This is a genomic window from Billgrantia kenyensis (assembly GCF_013697085.1).
In the GTDB taxonomy this organism is placed as follows: domain Bacteria; phylum Pseudomonadota; class Gammaproteobacteria; order Pseudomonadales; family Halomonadaceae; genus Halomonas; species Halomonas kenyensis.
Genome location: NZ_JACEFT010000044.1, coordinates 1 through 15827 on the forward strand (window position 1 = coordinate 1; position 15827 = coordinate 15827).

Below are 15827 nucleotides of genomic sequence, written 5' to 3' on the forward strand. Positions count from 1 at the left end.
TGAGGTGGCGATAGCAATGAGGCATGGCAACACGATACCTGATGGGTCAGGTGTTGCACTTGGTCATTGAGACCGCCCATTCTTCGCCGTCTCGTGACTGCCGTGCCTCGTAGCATTCTGAACATAAGACAAGCCTTCGTATATTATAGGCCTCATCTCATGCTTGCTATCAACAACCAAGCCTATAGCAACTCCCCTATGACTATCCGCGTAGTGCGACCACATCAGAGTGCTATCAGACCGGCGCGAAAGCGAGCATATTCTGAGCTTATTTTTCTCGCCTTTTATTTTCCTTACTAACTCGTTATTTATAGTGCCGGCATCATATGTATAAAGCCCCTCCATTGGATCATTAAGGTCGAAATATGGCGCCGCATAAATTCTATTATTTAGAACTAAGTCGACAAAGTTCTTGAAATTTTCTAATGATCTATATTTGAAATGCATAGCAAATTCTTCGTATAACGCTTGCAGCAGGGGCGCGACGTCAGGAGCGTCCCTTACCTGCATATGTTAGCTGATATTCCATGGCGTCTCTGATCCCGCCCCAAAATTGATGGCGATCAAACGGTGTCCGGTCGTACGGATACCTCTCTGCAAGCTTTGAACCCAAGACTTTTGGTGTATCGGAGCCATGATCAGTTAATAGAACCAGTGTAGCCGCCGACTGCTCGTGAGGCACTAGCGTCTGGTGATATACACCACGAGGAACTTCATAGTGATTGCCTGAGCGACGAAACTCATCTACCTCTGCGATCGCATCGACTTCGTGAGGTGTTCTAACGATCTCCGAGCCACCACTATAGTAATTGACGGAGTAGACGCACCATTCACTTCCAGGACGAACACGGTACTGTAAGTCTCTTACTTCTCCCGCCAAGACCAAGCTTCTAAGCTTGTATGTATGGGTATGAATAGGCCAATCCGGATTTTTTACCCTTCGCTCACCTTCAGGCCAGTAATGAACGCGAATAACATGACTTGACGGAAGCTCATCAATTACGCATGAGACGAAGCCAAGCGGATGCCACAACGGGACTAAATTCGACGACAAGTGATCAAAGTTTTCATGGAGAAAATTGAGCGCATCTGAAATTTCAGTTTTCATATGGATTTTTCGACTCCCGACATGCCTGTACAATGGTCTCAGGTGTTATCTTTTTGCAGAGCTCTGACATTCCTGCGTTATTAAGAACATTAGATACGTCATTTTCATCGATCTGCGCTAGCTCAATACCTCGTCGCATCCCATCTAGATTTACTTTCGAGCTTTGGTTTCGCGTAAATTCCATTGATGTCTCGAAATGTTCATAGATGAAATGGTCTCGGGTGACCTTGAGTGCCGGACGTCGCCGGTCTTCCACTGTTAGGATCATCGCATCGTCGTTTGAGTCTATTCTCACAGGGTCAAAAGACGCACTCAGGAACAACTCGACTGTGACTCTTCGGTTAGTTGCATACCACGAGCAAACAACAATGGTCACTAAAACTTGGAGAGCAACAGCGTCGGCGTCGTACTGCTTTCCCTTATCGATTGAATTTATCTGGCTACGATATTCGGCATGCTTCTCACACAAAGGACTATTGTTGGGGTCGATTACACATGCACTAATATGGCAATTTTGTCGATGCGCCAACGTCGGGAGAACCTTTCCTCGCATATACCTGCCAAAATTCCCTTTGTACCGCCACCTTGTTGCTGTACTTAATAATTTATCAAACTCCTTTGTGATGTTTCCCGCTTCAAGCTCAGTCAAGCCCTCAGCAGCTTTCTGCCTAGGAATGAAAGAGCTCACTACCCACAACAGGAAAAGCGACGTGAGAATTGCTGCGGCAATAGCCCTAATATATCCCAGCAATGCTTCGATGAATGGCAGCGTTCCTAGTTTCCAGTCGAGCAAAAGCGCGATCGCAAATAACGCAAGTAATAGCCCAACAAAAGTTCGCCTGTGTTTTTTAGGCAAGGAGAGAATTGATTGTGTATCCATCTTATATTCTTAATCCCATACAACTTTTTCGATAGATTTGAGCAGCTAACGTTTTTAGCAGGGGCGCGACGTCAGGAGCGTCCCTTGCCTAAACTTGCTAAATTTTGCTCTTCTTCAATCTTGGGAAGGGCATCAATAGCTATTCGTTTCAACTTCTCGACAAGGGCGTGGGCCGATTCGCATTTCTCTTTTAGCTCCAATACAGACACTTTAATCCCATCATTCTTCCCATTGGCTTTAGGTAGCTTTCCCGACATCCTGCTGCCAAAAATTTCCTGGTCGTTGCTACGCATCCAAAGATAGTGCGCCAACTTATTCCTAAAAGCTCTATGAACTGAGGCTGCGCTCACAAGTTGTGTTATTTCAGATGATAGCTCATCCGATACAATACGGCCTCCATATCGGTTTCTATGTATATCTAGCGCATTCTTCACCGCAGTCTCTAGTTTTGCTGCACTCATTTCATCGCTATAAGTTCGACCTAGAAATTCAGGAGTGAAAAGAAGTCGACTTAGGAGCACCCCAAGCAAGAACTCTATATTTGACCATTCAATAAAATTGCGACCGAGCAATTCGTATTGCTCTGCGGTAAGGTCAGAGTATTTTCCATGATTAAGCACTACACCATCCTACAAATTTAACGCCCGCATGCGGCAAGTTTGGAGCGCAGCGGAACATTTGTCCCAGTGACTGCGATTGTTACATCCTGTACTGATCAACATCAAGTTTCTCACCGTCACGTTCTTTCTGTCGGAGTTCTTTTGGCTCGAGACCTGAAGATTGGATGAAATGAGTAAGGAAACTTACCCAAGCATCTTGATAAACATAGTCGCCGTGAGTTTCATCATATAGACAGAACTCAGCTTGCGTGTCGAATGGATCGTCAGCGCCATTCTTAGGTCGGATCGAGAATATTTTGTATAGTGTAGTATGCAAATTTTGAGTAATTGACTTGCCAACCAAGCCTTCGTTGACTTTTTTAACAACTTCCGAAGGTTTAAGCCGACCAACATTAGCAGCCTGAACTTTTACCGTTTTATCTTTAATTATCACATTAAGCTGCTCGTAGGCTGCCTTATCTTCATCGCTTAATGCATCCCATCTCACAAACTCCACCGCTGCGTCAGCTCGGTTGGTATTGGAAATCTTCGGTATTTGTATAAGCTTAATACTGTATTCCTGCGAATTGTACGTGGCTTCGTCAAGAGAGTTTCTATACCTTTCCACGAACGATACGATCTCGGAAAGGTCTTTTGATAGCGCAGACCGATTAGCTTTATCTTGCTGCTTCGTTCGAATATGCGAGAACTGCAGGCTATAAACTAAAGCCTCGTTGATTGAATATGTACTACCAAAAAACTCTATAAGTGTCGTTTCGTAATTAAAAAGAAAAGATTGACACTCACCAAATACAAGGGTGTCCACCTCTCTTTTTTCAATATGCCTATGCTCTATCTTATTTCTTAATTTTATGAAAAAGTTTAAGTTACTCTCGACGGCATTACCAATGATTTCCATACTTCTTGATGCAAGTTGAAAGCTCCCAGGCTTTTCTCTCACCATCCACCGTGTCATATCGGCCATTCTTTTTCTTATAATAGTATTTGTCACCAATAGTGACATTGAAATATGCGTGAAAAAGACGAGTCCATGCAATTATCATCATGGCGATAAAGCCTTCACTGCGGAAGGTCGTTCTTGGCTTATTGTAGATTTCCACAGCCAGCAATGCGGAATCAATCGAGGCGTCAAGAATAGACTTTGTCTTTCCTTTGCGTAACTTCAAGCTTCCTCCTCGAAATCTATTTGAATGTAATAGTGATTGGACTGCGCGTCCTGATATTGAATGAACAACCTGCGCGTTCAACAATATTATTTGACGCGCTTCATTCCTTCCAACTCAATGATTTTCTTGAACCTAAATATAGCTCGGCTACCTATACCGAATTCGCACGCATGCGTATTTTGCCGGTACCAATATACTGTGCACACTCACTAATAAAGCGAGATACAGAAAAGGTCATGACGCGCCCCAGCCCTGGTTACTGTTAACCGATTCCAAAACCAGCCCAAACGCTCACAGCTTCTCCCGAATAAACAAGCCACCCAACCACCCCACAATTCACCACCACCCCACACCAAAAAATGGCCTGAAACGGTTGCTTTCTGGTTTTATGCCGAAACAGTCGCTGCGCCACCAGCGCGCCGGGCCAGCCGCCGATCAAGCCTGCGAAGAGCAGCGTGGCTTCCGGTGTGCGCCTTCTGCCCTTCCCTGCTGCGGCTTTGTCGATGCCGTATATGGCGAAGGTGATCGCACTCAGCAGTGCGTATGCCGCTAGTAGCTGTATTGGCATGTGGCCCAGAGTGCTCAGGGCTGCCAGGAGCGCGAAGAACGCAGCGACTATGGCGCATGCCAACATCAGCCCTCTGGAGCGTGGGGATGCGTGGCGTGCTGCTTTCAGGTAGAGCGCCTTCTGCGCTCTCGGTCTGTTCTGGCTATCTCGGGTCAGGTGGTGTGGGCCTCGTTCCACTCGGTGAGTTTGCCTTCATGGCGCATGGTTATCTCTTCTGAATCAGCCAATTGTAAGAGATTACCATGCGCGGGCGAATCTTTTTGATTCAGTAAGTTACTAGGAAATGTAAATAAGACTTGATTTCGTCAGGCGGGAGTTTGGGAGTCGGGGCACGCTACCGCCCCTGCTGGCAGAATGGATGATGATTCCATCATCGATAGTGCGGCAGTCCCTGCGTATTGGTGGTTACACAGCCATCTTCAGTGGCCTTTGACGTACCGTAACTAACCGTTACGCTGAGGGCAACGTCAACGAAAGCATGAGCTGCAACTAAAACCCCGAAAGCGGAGGCCGCTTTCGGGGTCGGTTTGGAGCCAGGTCCGCGTGATTGCCGCGGACCTGTCGTTCAGCGGTGCAGGTCGAAGCGGTCGTTCTCCATGACCTTGACCCACCCTTTCACGAAGCGGTCGATCATGCGCTCCTCTCCGCCGTTGGCAGCGTACTCCTCGGCGATGGCGCGTAGCTGGGAGTTGGAGCCGTACACGAGGTCGACGCGGGTGGCGGTCCACTTCTTCTCGCCCGTGGAGCGGTTGCGGCCTTCGAAACGCTCTTCGCTGTCGTCGAGGGGCTCCCATACGGTGCCCATGTCGATGAGGTTGACGAAGAAGTCGTTGGTCAGCTGGCCGGGGCGGTCGGTGAGGATGCCGTCGTTGCTGTCACCCACGTTGACGCCGATGGCGCGCATGCCGCCGAGCAGCGCGGTCATCTGCGGTACGCTGAGGTTGAGCATGAAGGCGCGGTCCACCATCAGGTGCTCGGCTGGGATGGAGGTCACCTGGGGCTGCATGTAGTTGCGGAAGGCGTCGTGCCTCGGCTCCAGGAAGGCGAACGTATCCACCTCGGTCATCTCCTGGGTGGCGTCGGTGCGCCCCGGGGTGAACGGCACGGTGATGTTGTGCCCGGCCGCCTTGGCCGCCATCTCCACACCGACGCTGCCGCCCAGCACGATCATGTCCGCCAGGGAGATGTTGGTACCGGAGTCACCCCTGATCTTGTCGAGCTGATCGATGACGTCGTACACGCCGGAGCGCTGGTTGACGTCCCAACCGGTCTGCGGCTCTAGACGGATGCGCGCGCCGTTGGCACCGCCCCGGTGGTCGGTCTGGCGGTAGGTGCAGGCCGAGGCCCAGGCGGCGCCCACCAGCTGCTTGGCACTGAGGCCGGAGTCGGCGATCTGCTGCTTGAGGGTGGCGATCTGCTGGTCGTTGACCAGCGGCCCCTGGTGATCAGGTACTGGGTCCTGCCAGACGAGCTCTTCGTCCGGCACCTGCGGGCCGAGGTAGCGAGCGCGCGGCCCCATGTCGCGATGCAGCAGCTTGTACCAGGCGCGGGCGAACTCGTCGGCAAGCACCTCCGGGTTGTCGTGGTACTCCTTGGAGATCTCGAGATAGGCGGGGTCGGTGATCATCGCCATGTCGGCGGTGTTCATCACCGGGGGGTTCTTCTTGCCTTCCACGTGGGCGTCGGGCACCCAGTAGCCCTCCTTGACCTCGACCGGCTCCCACTGGTTGGCGCCGGCAGGCGACTTCTTCACTTCCCACTGGTGGGCGAAGATGGTCTTCAGGTAGGTGTGGTCCCATTTGGTCGGCGTCGGGGTCCAGGCACCTTCGAGGCCGGAGGTCACGGTGTACTCACCGAGACCGGTCTCATTGGTGTTGGCCCAGCCGAAGCCCTGCTGGTGGATCTTCGAGCCTTCGGGGGCTTCGCCTACGGCATCCGGCGAGCCGTTGCCGTGCATCTTGCCGAAGGTGTGACCGCCCACCGTCAGCGCGACGGTCTCGCGGTCGTTCATGCCCATGCGAGCAAATGTCTCGCGTACGTCCTGGGCGGACTTCATCGCGTCCGGCACGCCGTTGGGGCCTTCCGGGTTGACGTAGATGAGGCCCATCTGCACCGCGGCCAGGGGGTTGTCGAGTACGCGGCTGCCGTCCTCCCAGGTGCCGGTGTAGCGCTCGTCGTTGGTGGCCAGCCACTCGGTCTCGGGGCCCCAGTAGATGTCGTCCTCGGGTGCCCAGATGTCGGAGCGGCCGTAGCCGAAGCCGAAGGTGCGAAAGCCCATGGTTTCCAGCGCACGGTTGCCGGCGAGGACCAGCAGGTCGGCCCAGGAGATCTTCTCGCCGTACTTCTGCTTGATCGGCCACAGCAGGCGGCGCGCCTTGTCCAGGTTGCCGTTGTCGGGCCAGCTGTTGAGCGGGGCGAAGCGCTGGGCGCCGGTGCCGCCGCCACCGCGGCCGTCCACGGCGCGGTAGGTACCGGCGGCGTGCCACGACATGCGGATGAAGAACGGGCCGTAGTGGCCCCAGTCGGCGGGCCACCACTCCTGGGAATCGGTCATCAAGGCGTCGAGATCGGCGCAGAGCTCATCAACGTCGAGCTGGGAAAACGCCTCGGCATAGCTGAAGTCGGCGCCGAATGGGCTGGCGTCGGGGTGCTTCTGGTGCAGCACGTTGAGGTTGAGCTGGTCGGGCCACCAGTGTTCGTTGCCCTGCAGACTGGGCGTGGTACGCGCCCCCCACTCCCGGCGTGTAGGCTTTTGATCGGTCACGGTCTTCTCCTCGACTGGATGGTGGCCTACAGGACATATGGGCTGATGATGTTTTATCGCCTCGAATGGAGCGCCTTCTGACCGAGCCAGAAGGCAGTGAGGCGTCCTGTAAGCCGTCGTAATACAGTGAAGGAGTGAAGGTCTAAACCGTCAAGGAGATGGGAGGCTTTTGGCTCGATAGGGGGAGGCTATGGGAGCGGCTCAGGCCGGATATGGCTCCTGCCCCATCTCGCCCAGCATGCCCTCCAGCTCACTCTCGCTGACGCCGAGCATCTGCAGGATGTTTCGCTGGGCGGCGTTGAGGATGTGCTGGCGCTCCTGCTCGCCGGGCAGGCTCTTGGCGATGGCCACGGCGCCGACCAGGGAGGCGAGGATGGCGCGGGACTTGTCGGCGATGACTTCGCGGTCGGCTTCGAAGGGCAGTTTCTTCAGGCGACTCAAGGCGATGAGCCGGGTTTCGAGCATCTTCTTCATGCTCAGGTAGGAGGCTTCGAAGAGCGTGCGGACTTCGGCGTTCTCGTTGCCGATCTCGTTGAACAGCACGGTTTCGGGGCCCGGCTTGTGCTTACGCTCCAGCTCCTGGAGGTTCCAGCAGTTGGCCACCAGCTCGGTCAGGTGTTTCACCGAGAGCGGCCCCTTGACCAGCCTGGCCGCGCGACTGCTCTCGAGAGTTTCCCGCACCGAGGCGTGATAGAGCGCTTCCTTCGAGGCGAAGTGGGCGTAGAAAGCGCCGTGGGTCATCTTGGCCAGCTTCATGATCTGGGCGATGGAGACCTTCTCGAAGCCCTTGCGGCTGAACAGCTCGATGGCCGACTTGAGAATGCGCTCGCGCGATTTGGCCTTGTGGCTCGTCGAGTAGGGCATGGCATCTCACACTCCCACGCTGAATATTACCTTGATCATATCAACCTGACTGCTAGCGTGGCATAACCCCAAGCTGTTCAGGACATTACCATGCAATCACCGCTCGTCATCACCGGCATGGGCATGATCAGCCCCCTTGGTTGCGGCGTCAAGGCAAGCTGGGAGCGCCTTCTTGCAGGCCGTTCCGGCATTTCTCCGATCACCCGCATAGATACCGGCGAGCTGCCGGTCAAGGTGGCAGGCTCGGTGCCCGGCATCGAGGACGACCCTGAGGCCGGTCTCGATCCGGATCGCGTGCTGGATGCCAAGGAGCGTCGCAAGCTAGAGCTGTTCAGCCTGTATGCCATGGCGGCCGCCGAAGAGGCGCTGACCCAGGCCAACTGGTTCCCCGAAAGCGATGAGGACCGGCTGGCCACCGCCACTATCATCGGTTCCGGCATCGGCGGCTTCCCCACTATCACCCAGGCGCAGAACACCCTGACGACCCGCGGCCATCGCCGGCTCTCCCCTTTTACCGTACCGGCTTTCCTGGCCAACCTGGCGGCGGGTAACGTCTCGATTCGCTATGGCCTGCGCGGGCCGATCGGCTGCCCGGTCACGGCCTGTGCCGCCGGCGTGCAGTCCATCGGCGACGGCATGCGCATAATCCGCAGCGGCGAGGCCGAGGTGGCCCTGGTAGGCGGCGCCGAGGCCTGTATCGACCCGCTGTCGCTGGCCAGCTTCCACGCCATGAAGGCGCTCTCCACCGAACAGGACGACCCCAGCAAGGCGTCGCGCCCCTTCGACCAGGGCCGCAACGGCTTCGTGATGGGTGAAGGCGCGGGGCTGCTGGTGATCGAAACCCTGGCCCACGCCGAGGCGCGCGGGGCAACGCCGCTGGCCATTCTCAGCGGCTACGGCACCAGTGCCGATGCTCACCACATCACCGCCGGCCCGGAAGATGGCGGCGGTGCCGCGGCGGCCATTCGGGCCGCGCTGCGAATGGCGGGGCTCTCGCCCAGCGACATCGATCACATCAATGCCCACGCCACCTCGACCCCAGTGGGTGACCGGGCCGAGATCGCTGCCCTGCGCAACGCCTTCGGCGATGCCTTGGGCGGCATTCCAATCTCCGCGACCAAATCCTCAACCGGGCATCTGCTGGGTGCCGCCGGCGGCGTGGAGAGCATCTTCTCTGCCTTGGCCGCCATGCACGACCACCTGCCCCCGACCCTGAACCTGGAGAACCGCGACGAGGATCTGCACGATCTGGATATCGTCTCCGGCTCGGCGCGGGAGCACGCCACTCAGCACGTGCTGTGCAACGGATTCGGCTTCGGTGGGGTGAATGCCGCGCTGATCGTGAGCAAGGTTTAGGAGAGTAGAGTGCCGGTAGCAAACGCTACCGGCACATGAGCGAGGCGCCGTTCAGTGCGCAAGCATTTCCTGCACGATACCTTCGGCATCCAGATGTGACGGATAGTAGGTGGGCCAGTTGGTGAGCTCTTCCAGCAGCGCTTCCCGATCGTCTCCCCAATACAGGTGGAAGTGGTGGGCATCGGTCGGGAAAATGGCGTGGTCGCTGAACTGGATGTATTGCGGCATCTCCTCGTCGCCTTCTTCGCGCTCCAAGATGAACCTGACGCCTCGGTTCCCGGCGTCGTACGTCAGGATTTCATACCCGTCATAGACATACTGTCCGGTCTTCTCCTGGTCGTCCTCGTAGAAGGTGACGGAATCGCCTTCGATGACGATACGATCGACGTCCGTCCGGTAGCCCGTCTCATAGTATTCCTTGTACTCCTCGGCGGTTCTCTCGTCGCTTTGCTCCGCCTTGTGAGCAAACACCTCATCGAGAGTGCCATCCTGCAGGTAGGGGTAGACGGACTGCCAGTCGCCTTCCCAATCGGAAAGGGATCGATCCTCGATCTGACTGTCTTCGAAAAAGCCCGCGTAAATATCCTCGTCGTGGCTATGGTCGTGATCGTGGCCGTTGTCATGGTCATGGTCATGGTCATGGTCGTGGCCGTTGTCATGGTCGTGCTCGTGCTCGTGACTATGATCGTGACTGCCGGCACTCTCTTCGGAAGAGGCGGAGTCTCCGCTATGTGCGATGGCCAGCGGCGTCCCTGCCACAATCAGAAGACTGACGGCTACGGCGCTCATCTGTTTGGGTAATGCCAGTTCCATTGGTACACACTCCTTCGATTTCTTGGCTTGGGTTTCATCATCCAGACGAATGCATATGATATAACATATCATGCGCAGTCAAGCACACTTCCGTAACTGAGACTACCTCTCGATGTGGGGATAACCGGTAGATTTGACTAGTGGCGATGGCCGTGGCCACGGTGGTGGACATACCGCCGAACCTGTTCGTCATCGAGCGTTGCGGTCGGGTGCCGTCAAGCTGAAGGGTGCCTTTCGCTTCGATAGAAACAGCCTGTCATGAACGCTCCCCCTGGATTTGGTCATGCCGCGCCTTCCGGCCTTGCTGCATCGCGACTGGTATGCACTCTGTTGCGGCCACTGGCCTTGGCGACATAGAGGCCCTGGTCTGCGCGACTCAGCAGCTGTTCGGGGCTGGTGTCATTATCCTCCAATGTCGCCACACCGATACTCACCGTGACGCCAAACTGGCCCTGCTGGCTGGTAAAGGACAGGCCGGCAACGTGACGGCAGAGCCGCTCGGCCAGCCGGCGGGCGGAGGTCAGGCTGCTTTGCGGCAGCAGAATGGCAAACTCCTCTCCTCCCATTCGCGCGAAACAGTCACTGGCACGAATTTCCGGCGATATCACCATGACGAACTCCATCAGGACGAGATCACCACTGGCATGGCCGTGGCAATCATTGATCTGCTTGAAGTGGTCCAGGTCGAGCATCAGGACGCTGAGTGAATGCCCGTAGCGCCGCGCTCGGCCGTACTCTTCTTCAAGCTGCTGCATCAACACACGCCGATTAGGTATGCCGGTGAGCGGATCGGTCTGCGACAAGTGCACGAGCCGTTCGGTCATGCGCTGGAGCTCAGTGACGTCACGGTAGAACCAGATACGCCCCCAGTAGCTACCATCGGGCCCGTGCAGGCCCCGGGAGTAACGCTCCAACACCCGGCCATCCCTCATCTCGATGCGCACCCCCTGTTCCTCTTCGCCCAGTGAGGAATACAGCTCCCTGATCCGCCGCACGAAGCTGTCGGGTTGGCGTACCTGTTCCACGACGGCCTGCAAGGCCGCATCACCGTCCCGGGAATCCATGACCGCCTGGGGAATATTCCAGATTTCCAGAAAGCGGCGGTTCCAGGTCTTGATCCGGTTGTTACTCCCGACGACCAGGATGCCGTCGGTCGACTCATCCAGGTAGGCGCTCATCACGGTGGATTGATAGCGGGCTTCCAGCTCGAGGTGCATCTGGTCGGAGATTTCATAAGCCGTGCCCAACAGCCGGGTGACAGTGCCGGCCTCATCGAAAAAGGGTACGAGGGTGGTCAGCCAGTAGGTCCTGCCGATGGGCAGATCCAGCGTCTCCTGATAATCAATGGCGGTCTTGCTCTTGACGCAGCGGCGGTAACTTACCTTGACCCTGGCTGCCATCGCCGGTGAAAGCACGTCATCCACGCTGCGCCCGGCGACCTCGTCGTGCTTCATCCCACTGTGCTTCTCGTGGCGGGCATTGATCGCGGCCAGCCGGTACTCATCGGGAGAAACCACATCAATCACAAAAGCTGCGATACCGAGAAAATCCAGCATCTGGCGCAGCTCAGCGGGGTCCCGGTTGACACTGATCTCTTTCATCTGACCTACCGCCCTGAATTTGGGTTAGCTATCGCCAAAATCCTTTTCGCGGTGGTTTCCTGAGCTGCCACCCTATTCGAAGGGAGAGCGAGCCGGGGTATGAATTGTTTAGTACCTCGAGGAAGGGTTCACTGGTGAGTCCAGGCTCCCGCTCAAACGTAACAAAGCGTTACATTGAGGGCAACGCAAAACAGGAGCATGTGGCGATGAGCCACTGCAATGGCTTCCCGGTCACGATTCTGTACTCTGCGGTCGGCCTACGAGCCGTTCGAGCGCCGCGACTTCGGCGGGTCGCCCGAACAGGTAGCCTTGGTAGAGCCTGCAGCCGATGCCGAAGAGGAACTCTTGCTGCTCGGCCGTCTCCACCCCTTCGGCAATGACCTCGACTTCGAGTGATTCGCCTAGTCCCACGATGGAGCGGGCAATCGCCGCCGCCACCGGATCGCTCAACACATCGCGCACGAAGGACTGGTCGATCTTGAGCTGCGCGAGGGGCAGCAGCTTCAGGTAGGCCAGAGAGGAGTAACCGGTGCCGAAGTCGTCCAGGGCGACCTTGACGCCGAGCCTGGAGAGTTCGGTAATTCTGGCTGCCGCTTCCTCGAGCTCCTCGATGAGGACGGTTTCGGTCAGCTCCAGCTTGAGGCGACTGGGCGAGGCGCTCGTCTCATGGATGATCGCAAGCAGGTCGTCGACGAAGTCTGCCGAGCGGAACTGCCGGGTGCTGACATTGACCGCCAGGACCAGATGCGCCATGGCGGCATCGTTCTCCCACAGCGCCAGTTGACGACAGGCCGTGCGAAGCACCCAGCGGCCAATGCCGAGGATCAGCCCGCTGCTTTCCGCCACTGGGATGAACTCCCCGGGGCTTATCTCGCCCCGCTGCGGATTGTCCCAGCGTATCAGCGCCTCGGCGCCGATGATCCGCTGCTCGTCATCGACCTGGGGTTGATATACCAGGCGGAACTGTTCCTCGCGAAGGGCCGTTCTCAGATCCCCTTCCATCTCAATGCGCGCGGCGATGGCGGCACGCACCTCGGCGCTGAAGAATCGAACCGTATTGCGCCCGGCCTGCTTGGCCTGGTACATCGCCTGTTCGGCACGCTTGAGCAGCTCCTCGGCGGCACCTTCCCCAGGCTCCTCGGCCAGTGCGATGCCGATGCTGCAAGTGCCGTGGTGGCGATACTCTCCCAGAATGTAGGCCTTGTTCAGGACCGCCAGGATCCGCTGTGCGAACCGCTCCGCTTCCCTGCGGGCCAGGTCGGGATCCACTGGCAACCCCTTGAGCACTATCGCAAATTCGTCGCCACCCAGTCGCGCAGGCTGCTCTTCGCTCTCCACCAGGTGATTGAGGCGAAGCGCTACTTCACGCAGCAAGACGTCTCCTGCCTCGTGCCCCTGGATATCGTTGAGATCCTTGAAATCGTCCAGGTCGATGTAGATCAGCCCCTGAACGGACTGCGCAGCCCCAGCCGATAGCGCTTCGCGCAGCTGCTTCATCAGCAGGCTGCGATTGGGCAGGCCAGTGAGGGTATCGAAGTACGCCAGCCGGTAGATCGCCTCTTCGTTGCGTTTGCGCTCAGAGATGTCCGTCGCGATGCCGCAAATCCCATAGATGCGCCCCTTGGTATTGTAGAGCGGAATCTTGATGGCCAGCAGGGTACGCGGCTCGGTGCCATCCGCATTCAGGCAGGTGCCCTCCGACGTGACTTCCTCGCCCGCCTCGATGACACGGCGGTCATCGGCCTCCACTTTCACGACCGTGGCCGCATCGAAGAATGCCTCGTCCCCCTTGCCGATGATCTCCTCCAAGGGCTTGCCGAACAGCTCCTGGGTCTGGCGGTTGGCATACACGTAGCGCAGCTCCGTGTCCTTGATGAAGATGTAGGCGCCAACCGTATCGAGAATGGTCGCCAGTTTGCTCTCGCTCTCCTGGAGCCGGCGAGTCTTCGCTCTTACCTGGCGCCGTAGCAAGGCGGCGGCAACCAATGCGGCCAGCATCAACGCAACGGCACCGCCCAGCCCCCACCAGAACTCCACGGGCACCAGCGGCTGGCGATGGGGCGTTTCCCAACGGCGCAGGACTTCGTAATAAGGCGAGCGCTCGTCTCCGCGCCAGTCGGCCAGCGCGCGGTCGATGGCGCCAAGAATCTCGACATGACGTCCTTGACCGGTAGCGAAATAGAGCTCGGCTGGGCTGAAGATGATCGGGGTTGGCTCGAGCCCTAGACGAGGCCCGTACAGCAGGCCGTAACGATGGTTGGCTATCGCGGCGTCCGCTTCCCCACTGGCCGTTAGCGCAAAGGCCTGCGTCAGGTCGGAGGCGGGTACGAGTTGGAGCTCGACACCGAACGAGTGCGCCAGCTCCTCGAAGGTGTCGTGCTGAACGGAGTCGCGCAGTACCGCGACGCGCTTGCCCTGGAGTTGGAACAGCGACAGCAGCCCAGACTCCTCGCGGCCGTAGATCTGCGACCAACTATGCAGGACCGCCCGCTCATGGAAGTCATATGACTGCGCACGTTCGTCCGAATAAGCCACGTCAGGAAGAAGATCAAGCTCGCCGCTCTGGAGCGCCTGCAGGCAGACATCCCATTCGCAGCTGACGAATTCCAGTATCCAGCCTTCCCGCTCCGCCAGCTCACGCGCCAGGTCGACGAAGATGCCGGCAGCTGCACCCGAGGCATCGGTAAAGACCTTGGGTTCATTCTCATAGACCCCGATGCGCAATTGTTGGGCGGCGGCAGGCAGCCAGACGACAGCGCAAAGCAGGAACAGCAGACAACGCTCCGCCAGTTGCCAGCCTGCAGGGCGGGTAGCGGCTATCACCCGGCCGCTCCTCGGCTCCACCTGCGCTCGATGGCGGCAGTGGCGAGATAAGGGATGGTTTGCGTCATCCGCATTCGGCAGCTCCTTGCGTTATTTCCCTATCACCAACGTCTAGAGCTTTTCCATACCGTAATCAACCGTAACGTTGAGAACAATGCCATGCGAAACCACAAATCCCCAATGCACACATGCAATCTACCGCGAACGAAGGCCCTGGCGCCCTCCCCGGCTTGTACCATGACTAGTGACGGTGACCGCCATTCCCGTGGCTGCGCAGTTGCACATACTGGCGAACCTGTTCGTCATCGAGCACCGTGAGCATGTACAGGTGGTATTCGAGGTGAACCGCCCGCAGTTCCGCCCAATGCCCAGCCGCCCGGTCGGTAAGGCGCTCGATCTCCTCGAGCGTTGCGCGTCGCTCGGCAAACAGCCGGTCGAGCCGGCGCTCGCTTTCGATTACCTGATCACCGAGGTCGCTCGCACGTTCACGCATGCGCTCGAAGGCCTGCTCGGTTCGCTCATGCTGCACTTGAGTCAGGTTCAGTGCATCGGCCAGCTCCAGCACGTGCATGGGACCGGGATAGCCGTTCAATTCCGCAGGCAGGGCCAGCTCCATCCCTCTGCCCTGCTGGAGCCCTTCCACATCGCTGGCGGAGAGCGACTTGATCTCGCGTGAATGAAGCCCAGCGTAGGACCCGTGCCCCACCGCTTCAGCCTGGGCTGCCCCGGGGATCAGCACTAGCAGTGCAAACGCCAACAAGCGTGTCATTGAAATACCCTCTTGTGGTTATCGGTTGCACTTAGAGTGAGCCCGGCAGCATCATTTGGGTATGAGCGAGATCATATCCAGTCAGCCACCGGGCATCGCCTCGCTATTGGAGACGCTAGCCGGCCGCCCCGGCCATCGACGGCGGCTTGTCAGCGGAGAGAGGCTGTTCCATGCCGGGGAAGCAGTCACTTCGGTGTTCGTGATCCTGTCCGGTCAGGTACGGATGAGGCGGGTGAGCCAGGCGGGGGCTGAAGTGACCGTCGACCGGGCCGACACCACACGCTGGCTGGCCGAGGCTTCGTTATTCGCGGAGCGCTACCACTGCGATGCGATAGCCGACACCGAGACTTGGCTGCTCTGCTGCCCCAAGGCAGCCGTGATCGAAGGCATGCAGCGGCAACCGGCGCTGGCGACCGAGGTAAGCGCTCCACAAACCCCATCTTCTGCAGCTGATTAGCACGCGTCAGACTGGTGTCTCCTGATCCCAAGGAGGAC

The 15827-nt window shown here is 57.6% G+C and carries 14 protein-coding genes; 2 read left to right on the top strand and 12 right to left on the bottom strand.

Going from position 1 to position 15827, the window contains the following annotated elements; genetic code table 11:
* Positions 1-487: 487 nt before the first annotated feature.
* The 8 genes from H1D44_RS19475 to H1D44_RS19505 form a co-directional block, all read right to left on the bottom strand.
* Positions 488-1108 carry a hypothetical protein gene (locus tag H1D44_RS19475; RefSeq protein WP_181516937.1) on the bottom strand — a complete coding sequence of 207 codons (621 nt, stop codon included), beginning with the start codon at positions 1106-1108 and terminating at the stop codon, positions 488-490.
* A complete protein-coding gene (locus H1D44_RS19480) occupies positions 1098-1988 on the bottom strand; it encodes a hypothetical protein (protein ID WP_181516938.1) in 891 nt (296 codons plus the stop codon). Before H1D44_RS19480 ends, H1D44_RS19475 begins: the two co-directional genes overlap by 11 nt.
* A 71-nt stretch (positions 1989-2059) precedes the next feature.
* On the bottom strand, positions 2060-2608 hold the full coding sequence (locus H1D44_RS19485) for a hypothetical protein (RefSeq protein WP_181516939.1): 549 nt from the start codon (positions 2606-2608) through the stop codon (positions 2060-2062).
* Between the two features lie 79 nt (positions 2609-2687).
* A complete protein-coding gene (locus tag H1D44_RS19490; RefSeq protein ID WP_220128181.1) occupies positions 2688-3572 on the bottom strand; it encodes a DUF3644 domain-containing protein in 885 nt (294 codons plus the stop codon).
* Positions 3490-3708 carry a DUF3644 domain-containing protein gene (locus tag H1D44_RS21360; RefSeq protein ID WP_422671963.1) on the bottom strand — a complete coding sequence of 73 codons (219 nt, stop codon included), beginning with the start codon at positions 3706-3708 and terminating at the stop codon, positions 3490-3492. The genes H1D44_RS19490 and H1D44_RS21360 overlap by 83 nt, the downstream gene beginning before the upstream one ends.
* A gap of 328 nt (positions 3709-4036) precedes the next feature.
* The gene (locus H1D44_RS19495) at positions 4037-4408 is read right to left on the bottom strand and encodes a DUF1294 domain-containing protein (protein ID WP_181516940.1); all 372 of its coding nucleotides are present in this window, start codon (positions 4406-4408) and stop codon (positions 4037-4039) included.
* 499 nt (positions 4409-4907) lie between these two features.
* On the bottom strand, positions 4908-7106 hold the full coding sequence (katG, locus tag H1D44_RS19500; protein ID WP_181516941.1) for a catalase/peroxidase HPI: 2199 nt from the start codon (positions 7104-7106) through the stop codon (positions 4908-4910).
* A 201-nt stretch (positions 7107-7307) separates the two neighbouring features.
* Positions 7308-7970, bottom strand: coding sequence for a TetR/AcrR family transcriptional regulator (locus H1D44_RS19505; protein ID WP_181516942.1), 663 nt, complete (start codon positions 7968-7970; stop codon positions 7308-7310).
* Positions 7971-8060: 90 nt separating this feature from the next.
* On the opposite strand from H1D44_RS19505, the gene fabF reads away from it, so the two are divergent.
* Complete coding sequence (gene fabF / locus H1D44_RS19510; protein ID WP_181516943.1) at positions 8061-9326, top strand: beta-ketoacyl-ACP synthase II; 1266 nt, start codon at positions 8061-8063, stop codon at positions 9324-9326.
* Between the two features lie 51 nt (positions 9327-9377).
* Here fabF and H1D44_RS19515 read toward each other — a convergent pair whose 3' ends face one another.
* The 4 genes from H1D44_RS19515 to H1D44_RS19530 all read right to left on the bottom strand — a co-directional run bounded on the left by H1D44_RS19515 (position 9378) and on the right by H1D44_RS19530 (position 15332).
* A complete protein-coding gene (locus tag H1D44_RS19515; RefSeq protein ID WP_181516944.1) occupies positions 9378-10139 on the bottom strand; it encodes a metal-binding protein ZinT in 762 nt (253 codons plus the stop codon).
* A gap of 281 nt (positions 10140-10420) precedes the next feature.
* Positions 10421-11740, bottom strand: a complete 1320-nt coding sequence (locus H1D44_RS19520) for a sensor domain-containing diguanylate cyclase (protein ID WP_181516945.1) — start codon at positions 11738-11740, stop codon at positions 10421-10423.
* 231 nt (positions 11741-11971) lie between these two features.
* Entirely contained in the window at positions 11972-14563 is a 2592-nt protein-coding gene (locus H1D44_RS19525) for an EAL domain-containing protein (protein WP_181516946.1), read from the bottom strand.
* A gap of 241 nt (positions 14564-14804) precedes the next feature.
* On the bottom strand, positions 14805-15332 hold the full coding sequence (locus H1D44_RS19530; protein WP_181516947.1) for a hypothetical protein: 528 nt from the start codon (positions 15330-15332) through the stop codon (positions 14805-14807).
* Between the two features lie 61 nt (positions 15333-15393).
* On the opposite strand from H1D44_RS19530, the gene H1D44_RS19535 reads away from it, so the two are divergent.
* Positions 15394-15789, top strand: a complete 396-nt coding sequence (locus H1D44_RS19535) for a Crp/Fnr family transcriptional regulator (RefSeq protein ID WP_181516948.1) — start codon at positions 15394-15396, stop codon at positions 15787-15789.
* Positions 15790-15827 lie beyond the last annotated feature (38 nt).

Coding starts and splice junctions, on each gene's coding strand:
- H1D44_RS19495 (WP_181516940.1), bottom strand. CDS start 4,408: ATGTTGGCATGCGCCATAGTCGCTGCGTTCTTCGCGCTCCTGGCAGCC.
- H1D44_RS19520 (WP_181516945.1), bottom strand. CDS start 11,740: ATGAAAGAGATCAGTGTCAACCGGGACCCCGCTGAGCTGCGCCAGATG.
- H1D44_RS19535 (WP_181516948.1), top strand. CDS start 15,394: ATGAGCGAGATCATATCCAGTCAGCCACCGGGCATCGCCTCGCTATTG.
- H1D44_RS19530 (WP_181516947.1), bottom strand. CDS start 15,332: ATGACACGCTTGTTGGCGTTTGCACTGCTAGTGCTGATCCCCGGGGCA.
- fabF (WP_181516943.1), top strand. CDS start 8,061: ATGCAATCACCGCTCGTCATCACCGGCATGGGCATGATCAGCCCCCTT.
- H1D44_RS19490 (WP_220128181.1), bottom strand. CDS start 3,572: ATGGCCGATATGACACGGTGGATGGTGAGAGAAAAGCCTGGGAGCTTT.
- H1D44_RS19505 (WP_181516942.1), bottom strand. CDS start 7,970: ATGCCCTACTCGACGAGCCACAAGGCCAAATCGCGCGAGCGCATTCTC.
- H1D44_RS19480 (WP_181516938.1), bottom strand. CDS start 1,988: ATGGATACACAATCAATTCTCTCCTTGCCTAAAAAACACAGGCGAACT.
- H1D44_RS19515 (WP_181516944.1), bottom strand. CDS start 10,139: ATGGAACTGGCATTACCCAAACAGATGAGCGCCGTAGCCGTCAGTCTT.
- H1D44_RS19475 (WP_181516937.1), bottom strand. CDS start 1,108: ATGAAAACTGAAATTTCAGATGCGCTCAATTTTCTCCATGAAAACTTT.